Genomic DNA, 8,784 nt, shown 5'->3' with positions numbered 1-8,784 from the left:
CGCGACCTGGGTGCGCTCGGCCCCTACAGGGACACTTCAGAACAGGAAAGCGGGAAGCAGTTGACCAAGACGGTCTTTACCACCGATATTCCGGGGTTCATCGGCAGTGGACGGCCGCCGTTCGACGCACGGAGCATCCATGAGCTGGTCGCCGAGCAGGCGCGACGGGCTCCGCACGCGCCCGCGGTCACCTGCGGCGGACAGACCCTGACGTATCAGCAGCTCAACGCCCGCGCCAATCTGCTCGCCGAGCGGCTTCGGGCGGCCGGCATGGCGCCGGAGGACGTCGTCGGAGTGCTGGTGCGGCGATCGCCGGAGCTGGTCGTGGCCCTGCTCGCCGTCCTCATCGCGGGCGGAGCGTATCTCGGGCTCGAACCGGACGACCCGCGGAGCCGGCATGAGCTGTTGCTCGAAGACGCCGGCGTGGGCATGGTGATCGTCGAAGACGGACTGCGGGACCGGGTGCCCGACACGGTCGTCGCGGTGGGGGAAGGCTCCCCCTCGGATCGGCCGACCGCCGAGCCGGCGGCTTTGGACCTCCCCTGCGACCCGGACCGGCTCGCCTACGTCAGCTACACCTCGGGCTCCACCGGCGAGCCCAAAGGCGTCGGCGTGCCCCATCGGGCGGTCGACCGCCTCGTCCGGGGCGCGGACTGGATGGAGATCCACTCCGACGACGTCTTCTTCCACATCGCGCCGGTCGCGTTCGACGCGTCCACGCTGGAGATCTGGGCTCCGCTGGTCAACGGCTGCCGGCTGGTCGTCTTCCCCCCGGGCGCGATCACCCTGGAGGAGGTGGCGCGAACCGTTCGCGCCGAACGCGTGACCGTGCTTCTGCTGACGACCGGGCTCTTCCATCAGATGGTGAGCTCCCATCCGGAAGCGTTCGCCGGGGTACGCCATGTCCTCACCGGTGGTGATGTGGCCTCGCCGAGCCATGTCGAGCGGTTGCTGACCGGATATCCGGGCCTGGTCTTCACCAACGGCTACGGGCCGACCGAGAACACCACCTACACGACCTGCTGGACCAGCGATACCCTCGCGGCGCGGCGGAGCGTGCCGATCGGCCGCCCGATCAGCGGCACCAGGGTCGCCGTGCTCGACAGCGACCTCCAGCCCGTGCCCGCCGGGGAATGCGGCGAGTTGTACGCGGCCGGGGCCGGTCTGGCGCGCGGCTATCTGGGCCGTCCCGCCGCGACCGCCGAGCGGTTCGTGCCCGACCCGTTCGGGACCGAGCCGGGGGCCAGGATGTACCGTACCGGCGACCTGGTGCGATGGACGGCGGACGGCACGCTGGAGTTCGTCGGACGCGCGGACGATCAGGTCAAGGTTCAGGGCTACCGCGCCGAACCGCGGGCCGTCGAGGCCGAGCTGGAGCGGCTGGCCGAGGTACGGCACGCGGTCGTGCTGCCGCAGGCCGACCCGGCCGGCGGCACCAGACTGCTGGGATATGTCGTGCCCACCGATCCGGATCCGTCGCATGCGATCGGCCTCGGTCTGCGACTCCGCCAGGAGCTGCGCGCCGGCCTGCCCGGATATCTGATTCCCTGGGCCATCCTCATCCGTCCCGAGCTGCCGCTGAACCGCAATGGCAAGATCGATCGCCGGGCCCTGCCGACCGCTACCCGGGTGCCGCGGAACGTGGCCAACGAGTTCGTCGCACCCCTCACCACGGTGCAGCTGCGACTGGTCGAGTTGTGGGGCGAGCTCCTCGGCGTCGAGCCGGTCGGGGTCGACGACGACTTCTTCGACCTCGGCGGACACTCGCTGCTCGCCACCGAACTGCTGGTCGCCGTCGAGCGCGAATTCGGCGTGGACATTCCCGCACAGACCCTCTATCTGTCGCCCACCGTCGCGGAGCTGGCCACGGCTCTCGCCGTGCGGCTCCAGGCGGCGGGCCTGGACGGCCCGCCGGAGCCGGCGGCCGGCGGGCCGCGGGAAGGGCAGTCCCGATGACGGCGGTTCCTGCGAGCGCCCGGTGCCCGGTCTCCGCGCCGCGACAGGCCGAGCTGATCGACCCCGACCTCTACGGAGGCGACGGGGCGCACGAGATATGGCGACAGCTGCGTCGCCATGCCCCGGTGAGCTGGCAGCCGGTCGGCGACATCGGATACTGGTCGGTCGTCGGACACGCCGACGCCGGTCGGGTGCTTCGCGACCATGACGCCTTCACCTCGGAGCAGGGCACTCTGCTCAATCTCCTCGGCAAGGGCGACCCCGCCGGCGGCAGACAGATGGCGGTGACCGATCCGCCGAAGCACTCCCGTCTCCGCGGCCCGCTGCAACAGGCGCTGTCGATCAAGGCGGTGGACGACGACCGCGAGGACATCCGCCGTGTCGTCGCCGAACTGCTCGGACCCTTGGCCGACGGCGGCCCGTTCGACTTCGCCGCCGCCATGTCCGCCATGCCCATGGCGGTGATCGGCACGATGATGGCGCTGCCGGAGCAGGACTGGCCGCGTCTGGTCCGGCTCACCTACGCGTGCATCGCCGCCGACGACCCTGAATTCCAGCTCGGCGCCGGACCGCAGGTCACCCTCGTGACCGCCCATCGTGAGCTCTTCGCCTACTTCCAGGACATCGTCACCAGCCGGCGGCGCTCGCCGGGCGACGATCTGATCAGCGTGCTGCTGACCATGGAGCTGGACGGGCGCCGGCTGTCGCCGGGCGAGATCGTCTCCAACTGCTACAGCCTGCTGCTCGGCGCGACCGTCACCACGGCCCAGCCGCCGTGCGCGGCGGTGGCGGAACTCGCCGGGACCCCGGTCCTCGACGACTGGGCGGCCCACCCGGAGCTGCTCACCAGCGGGGTGGAGGAGTCGCTGCGCTGGGCCTCGCCCACCCAGCACTTCATGCGCCATACCACCCGCGACGTCGAGATCCGGGGGGTGCCGATCCCCGCGGGGGACGCGGTCGTCGTGTGGCTGGGGTCGGCCAACCGTGACGAGACCGTGTTCGCCGCCCCGGATGTCTTCGACATCCGGCGCAGACCCAACAAGCACATCGCGTTCGGCGTCGGCGCGCATTATTGCATCGGACACACCGTCGCACGGGTGACGCTGCGGGTCCTGTTCGAGGAACTGCTCAGCCGGTTCACGGAGGTCGAACTCGCCGGGACGCCGCGGCGGATCCGTTCGAACATCATCGCCGGTTTCAGCCGCCTGCCGATCACCGCACGCGTCCGGTAGACGCTGCCGCCGTCGTCGCCGCCGCTGCCGCCATCGCCGCTTCCGGCATCGACGCCACCGAGAAGAAGCCCCCACCCGGAAGGTCATCCGTGGACGCTCCAGCGATCCGTACCCGCAACAAGTGGTTCCTGCGCGAGCCGTCGCCGGTGGCGCCGGCGAGATTGTTCTGCCTGCCCTACTCGGGGTGCGGCGCGAGCATGTACCGCCACTGGCCGTCGTCGGCCGAGGGCGTCGAGATCTGCCCCGTACAGCTGCCCGGCCGGGAGAACCGGATGCGCGAGCCGGCGTACTCCACCTACGAGTCGATGGCCGACGACCTCTCCGAAGCACTGCTGCCCTATCTGGACCGCCCCTACGGGCTGTTCGGGCACTGCGGCTCGGCACTGGCGGCGTACGAGACCGCCGTACGGCTGGTGGAGAAGGGGTACCCCGCCCCGACCCGGGTGTTCGTCTCGTCCGAGGCGGCGCCCCAGGACGGCCCCTACGGCCGCTTCCTGGAGATGACCGACGATGAACTGGCCGCCGAGTTGCGTCAGCTCGTCGCGGAGCTGGGCGGCACGCTGGAGCCGAGCCTGCTCGCGCTCTACCTGGGCGTACTGCGCAACGACGTCGACATGAACAAGCGGTATCACGTAGCCGAGCCGGTCCGGCTGCCGTGCCCGATCACCGCCATCGGATGGACCGGGGACACCGGCATTCCGCCGTCGCTGATGAGCGGCTGGCCGGCCTGCGGCGAAACGGCCTTCGAGCTGCTGGACGGAGGCCACTACCGGTTCATCGAGGCGCCGGAGGAGCTGATGGCGGTCCTGGTCGCGGATCTGCGTTCCAAGCCGGTTCCGCAGCCCTGACTCCGCGTCGCCGGTCAGGCAAGAGCCGGCGGGCTGAGGGAACGGGGGGAACCGCCATGTGCCGGCGGGCAGCCGCTGACGGATCCCGGACGCCGTCCGGCCCGGCCGTATCAGCGGGCCGGGTGGAGACGGGGAGTCAGTGGCCGGGCGGAGAGGGGGAGTCAGCCCCCCTCGAAGGGCCGGCTGGACCCCAGGGCCGATCGTGGGCGTCTTCGATCGCTTCGACGAAGACGTCGAGGGACTGCGCACCCACGATCGGCCGGCCGTTGATCAGGAAGGTCGGGGTGGACACCACGCCCAGCTTCTCCGCTTCCCCCTGGTCATTGCCGATCCAGCCATCGGCCACGCGGCTGTGCATGTCCGTCGCGAATCGGTCAGGGTCGCTCACCCCGGCCTTCTTCGCCAGCTTCTTCAGACGGCTCTCGGAGAAACCCTCGAACTCCGCGCCCCGGGCATAGGCGAGGGAGTGGAACTCCCAGAACCGGCCCTGCTGTCCGGCCGCCCAGCCGGCGCGCGCCGCGTCCTCGGACTCCGCACCGAGGACGGGGAAGTTGCGCCACTCGATGCGCAGGACGCCCGTGTCCACGTATCTCCTGATCAGCTCGGGCTCTATGTCCCGGGCGAACTTTCCGCAGTAGCCGCACCGGAAGTCGGCGTACTCGATCATCACGACCGGAGCGTCGACGCGGCCGACGGCCAGCGGATCCCCCTCCTCCAGCCGGCCGTACGCCTCCCACATGACATCGTCCCCGGGCCACGACTCCACCTCCTGGGAACGCTGCGCTGGGCCGGTCATGTCCGCGACGAACGAGGCGAAACCGAGCGCCAACACAATGATGGCGACAACCGCTATGACAACGGGGGATCTGTTTACGGTACGGGACTCATCGGACATGAGGGTGGCTGGCTCCTGAGCAACGGCGTTACGGGATAAGGACATCAGTGCGAAGACAGGCCGCTGAGCCTAAGCGCACGGAGCCCACGAGACGCGGCCGGGGCGGGGCGACAGAGCGGTAAGAGGCGTGCGCCCGGAGCGGGCCCGGCCCGCCGATTCCGGAGTCGATGCACAACTCGGTTACTTTCTTTACCGAGTTCAGTTATGCTGTGACGGGTCGACACCTTCCGCCCGACGGTCGGGCGGGCTGACGGGCGGCGGCGCAAGGCCGTTACGATGGAAAGGGCCACGATCGCGATGACGCCACACGTCCAGGACGCGTACGGCTCCCAGGAGGCCGTCCGCCTCGACGACGAGCTGACCCGGGAGCGGGCGTATGTCGCGGTGTGCCGCGAGGCGATGGCCCAGCGGGTGGAGGACGCGGGCCAGCAGGTCATCGCAGGCGAGGACGTGTCGGGCGACGGGGCGAGTGCGGAGGCGCTGGGCCGCCGTCTGCGGACCCGCGCACGGCAGATGGCGGAGGAGCCGGACAGTCCGCTCTTCTTCGGCCGGCTCGACTTCGACGACACCCCGGCCGCGGGCGACCACCGCCGCCAGCGGTACTACGTGGGCCGTCGGCGGGTATCGGAGCATCCGGCGGCCCCGCCCCTGGTGATCGACTGGCGGGCGCCGGTCTCGCGCGTGTACTACCGGGCGAGCGCCCTGGATCCGAGGGGTGTCGCGGTGCGCCGGCGATTCGGCTGGGCGCCGTGGAGCCAGGGCGCCCCCGAGGACCTCACCGGGCTGGAGGACGAGCGTCTGGACCGCGCGGAGGCGGCCGTCCGGGACACGGCGAGCGCCATCGTGGCGGCTGAGATCGAGCGCCCCCGCCTCGGCCCGATGCGCGACATCGTCGCCACCATCCAGCCGGAGCAGGACCGGCTCGTCCGCAGCGAGCTGAACGAGTCGATCTGCGTCCAGGGAGCTCCGGGCAGCGGCAAGACCGCGGTGGGTTTGCACCGCGCGGCGTATCTGCTCTACTCCTTCCCGGAGCGGCTGCGGCGCGGCGGCCTGCTGATCATCGGGCCGAACCGGACGTTTCTGCGGTACATCGCGGAGGTGCTGCCGTCGCTCGGCGAGATCGACGTCGCCCAGCTGACCGTGGCGGACGTGGTCGCCCGGCATCCGGTGCGGTCGGCGGACGGCGACCGGGCGGCCGAGCTCAAGCACGGCGCGCGGATGGCGACGGTCCTGGAGCGCGCCCTGTACGCCCGGGTCCGGCGGCCGACCGAGTCCATCGCCGTGCCCGACGGCTCCTATCGCTGGCGGGTCGACGCCGGTGAACTGGCGCGGGTCATCGACGAGGTGCGGAGGCAGGGGGCGCCGTACGCGGTCGGCCGGGAGCATGTGCGCGGCAGGGTGGCGGCGCTGGTCCAGCGGCAGGCCGAGCGCCGGGCGGGGCCGAGGAACGCCACCTGGGCCCGGAGGATCGGCCGGTCCCGGCCGGTCGCCGCCTTCCTGGACGCGGCGTGGCCGACGGCGCGGCCGGAGGAGGTGGTGGCCTCGCTGCTGAGCGACGCGGGGGCGCTGGCACACGCGGCACAGAGCGTGTTCGACGCGGACGAGCAGGCGGCGCTGGTCTGGAGCAGGCCGCCGCGGTCGGAGAAGAGCGCCCTGTGGTCGGCCGAGGACATGCTGCTGCTGGACGAGGTGGCCGGGCTGATCGAACGCTCCGAGGGCTATGGGCATGTGGTGGTGGACGAGGCGCAGGATCTGTCGCCGATGCAGTGCCGGGCGATCGCCCGGCGCAGCCGCTTCGGTTCGGTCACGGTGCTGGGCGATCTGGCGCAGGCCACCGTGCCCTGGGCGGCCCGGACCTGGCCGGAGCAGCTGGCGCACCTGGGCAGGGCCCAGGCCGCGGTCGTCTCGCTGACCACCGGATTCCGGGTGCCCGCCGCGGTGATGGAGCTGGCAAACCGGCTGATGACCGCGCTGGACGTGGATGTCCCGCCGGCCCGTTCGCTGCGGCATGACGGTGAAGTGACCGTTCGCCAGGTCACCGACACGGCGGAGGGGACCGTGGCGGCGGTGCGGGAGGCGCTCGGCCGGGAGGGCTCGGTCGCCGTCATCACGGCCGACGCCGGTCTGGACCGTACGGCACAGGCGCTGCGGGCGGCCGGGATCGGGACCGCGACGGTGGACGGCGTCGGCACGGCGGCGCGGGTGACGGTGCTGCCGGCCACGCTGGTCAAGGGACTGGAGTACGACCATGTCGTGGTGGTGGAGCCTGCCGCGATCGTGGAGTCCGAGCCGCGCGGGCTGCATCGGCTGTATGTGGTGGTGACCCGGGCGGTGTCCCGGCTCCATGTGGTGCACGCGCGGCCGTTGCCGGAGCCGCTCGACGGCTGGCCACTGGCTGCCGGCCGTTCACGGCTGACGGCTGACGGCTGACGGCTGACGGCTGAACCAACTGCCTTGACCAGGTCAAAGACCATACTTGGTCATCTGATTGCCTCGGTAAGCGACATGCTAGCCTGGCGGGATGGAAGCGCCGATGGGGTTGCGGGAACGCAAGAAGCAGCGAACGCGGAAGACGATCTCCGACACGGCCATCGCACTCTTCCTGGAGCACGGCTTCGACCAGGTGTCCGTGGTCGACATCGCGGCCATGGCCGAGGTCTCCAAGCCGACGCTGTTCACCTACTTCCCCGCCAAGGAAGACCTGGTCGTGCACCGGTTCGCCGACCACCAGACGGCCGGCAGCACCGTGGTGGAGCAGCGCCCCCCGGGGGTGTCCGCGCTGGACGCCCTGCACCAGCACTTCCTCGACGGTCTGGCCGCCCGGGACCCCATCACCGGCCTGAACGACGACAGCGATGTGCTCGCCTTCCACAGCCTGGTCTACTCGACGCCGAGCCTGGTGGCCCGCGTCGGCGAGTACCTCTCCCAGGCCGAGCAGACGCTCGCCCGCACCCTGGCCGACACGCTGGGCACCGAGTACCGCGAGGTCACGGCACCCCTGCTGGCCGGGCAGGTGGTCGCCGCCCAGCGCCTTCTCGCTTCGGTCAACTGGCAGCGCATCGTGGGCGGTCGCACCGCCGACGATGTCTTCCCCGAGGCGACGGCGGACGCCGACCACGCCTTCGCCCTGCTGCGCCGGGGGCTGCTGGGGGCGCACTGAGCGCTACGGGAGGGCGCCGCTCCGCACGAGGCGGCGCTCCGCCGAGGAGTCCTCCGGTGTACTCCTGCGGGCGCCGCTGCCGGCGCGGGGCCGGGCGAGGGAGACCTGGCGCGGGGCGCCGGGGCGCTCACCGGTCAGTACGTACGCGTCAACGCCTGCTGGGCCAGCATGAGCTGGCAGATCCCGCTGCTTCCCTCGACCGGGTATCCGCCCGGACGCCGCCGGGGATCACCGGCGGCTCGCGGAGCCCCCGTCGACCATGCCGATCCCGAACCGGTCGAGCAGCTGCTCGACGGCGGGCAGCGCCATCACCCGGGCCGCACCGCCCGCGATCGCGAGCGCGCTGGCCACCCAGGGCAATGTCTCCGGGACTCCGGACGCCGCCACGATCCCGGGGAGCGCCGCCGCAAGGGCGACGCCGGTCTGAAGCGCGGTCCGGACCGCACGCTTCGTGGTGTCCTTCATGCTCGATTCCCTTCGGAGATGAGGAGATGCAGAGAGGCAGGAATGCAGGAATGCAGGGATGCAGAGATACGGAGAAGCCGGGTACGGCGCGAGCGAAGGCCGCTTCGCCTTCAGCGGACGGCGGGGCCCGCAGTCCGCTCGGACCGTGCGGCCGCCATCCGTCATCGCACATGCCGGCTCGGCGCACCGAGCGCTCATGAGCTGGAGGCGCAGGGGCGAAGGGTCGTG

At 71.4% G+C, this 8,784-nt stretch carries 7 protein-coding genes; 5 read left to right on the top strand and 2 right to left on the bottom strand.

Going from position 1 to position 8,784, the window contains the following annotated elements; translation table 11 throughout:
- The first annotated feature begins 60 nt into the window (after positions 1–60).
- From FF041_RS16100 to FF041_RS16090, 3 genes are all read left to right on the top strand, one after another.
- Entirely contained in the window at positions 61–1,956 is a 1,896-nt protein-coding gene (locus FF041_RS16100; protein ID WP_350805224.1) for a non-ribosomal peptide synthetase, read from the top strand.
- Complete coding sequence (locus FF041_RS16095) at positions 1,953–3,188, top strand: cytochrome P450 (RefSeq protein WP_153523454.1); 1,236 nt, start codon at positions 1,953–1,955, stop codon at positions 3,186–3,188. Before FF041_RS16100 ends, FF041_RS16095 begins: the two co-directional genes overlap by 4 nt.
- Before the next feature lie 89 nt (positions 3,189–3,277).
- The gene (locus tag FF041_RS16090; protein WP_323391929.1) at positions 3,278–4,036 is read left to right on the top strand and encodes a thioesterase II family protein; all 759 of its coding nucleotides are present in this window, start codon (positions 3,278–3,280) and stop codon (positions 4,034–4,036) included.
- Between the two features lie 136 nt (positions 4,037–4,172).
- Here FF041_RS16090 and FF041_RS16085 read toward each other — a convergent pair whose 3' ends face one another.
- On the bottom strand, positions 4,173–4,832 hold the full coding sequence (locus FF041_RS16085; RefSeq protein WP_228388240.1) for a DsbA family protein: 660 nt from the start codon (positions 4,830–4,832) through the stop codon (positions 4,173–4,175).
- A gap of 396 nt (positions 4,833–5,228) precedes the next feature.
- Here FF041_RS16085 and FF041_RS16080 point away from each other — a divergent pair, with 396 nt between their 5' ends.
- Positions 5,229–7,361: a HelD family protein gene (locus FF041_RS16080; protein WP_153523452.1), complete on the top strand. Its 2,133-nt coding sequence runs from the start codon at positions 5,229–5,231 to the stop codon at positions 7,359–7,361.
- A 91-nt stretch (positions 7,362–7,452) separates the two neighbouring features.
- Complete coding sequence (locus FF041_RS16075) at positions 7,453–8,091, top strand: TetR family transcriptional regulator (protein ID WP_194292053.1); 639 nt, start codon at positions 7,453–7,455, stop codon at positions 8,089–8,091.
- A 228-nt stretch (positions 8,092–8,319) separates the two neighbouring features.
- On the opposite strand, the gene FF041_RS16070 is transcribed toward FF041_RS16075, so the two are convergent.
- On the bottom strand, positions 8,320–8,556 hold the full coding sequence (locus FF041_RS16070) for a hypothetical protein (protein WP_153523451.1): 237 nt from the start codon (positions 8,554–8,556) through the stop codon (positions 8,320–8,322).
- Positions 8,557–8,784: the final 228 nt, after the last annotated feature.

It is taken from the genome of Streptomyces jumonjinensis (assembly GCF_009600885.1).
Taxonomy (GTDB): domain Bacteria; phylum Actinomycetota; class Actinomycetes; order Streptomycetales; family Streptomycetaceae; genus Streptomyces; species Streptomyces jumonjinensis.
The sequence above is the reverse complement of the archived record's forward strand: the minus strand, read 5'-3'. Positions and strand labels throughout refer to the sequence as shown.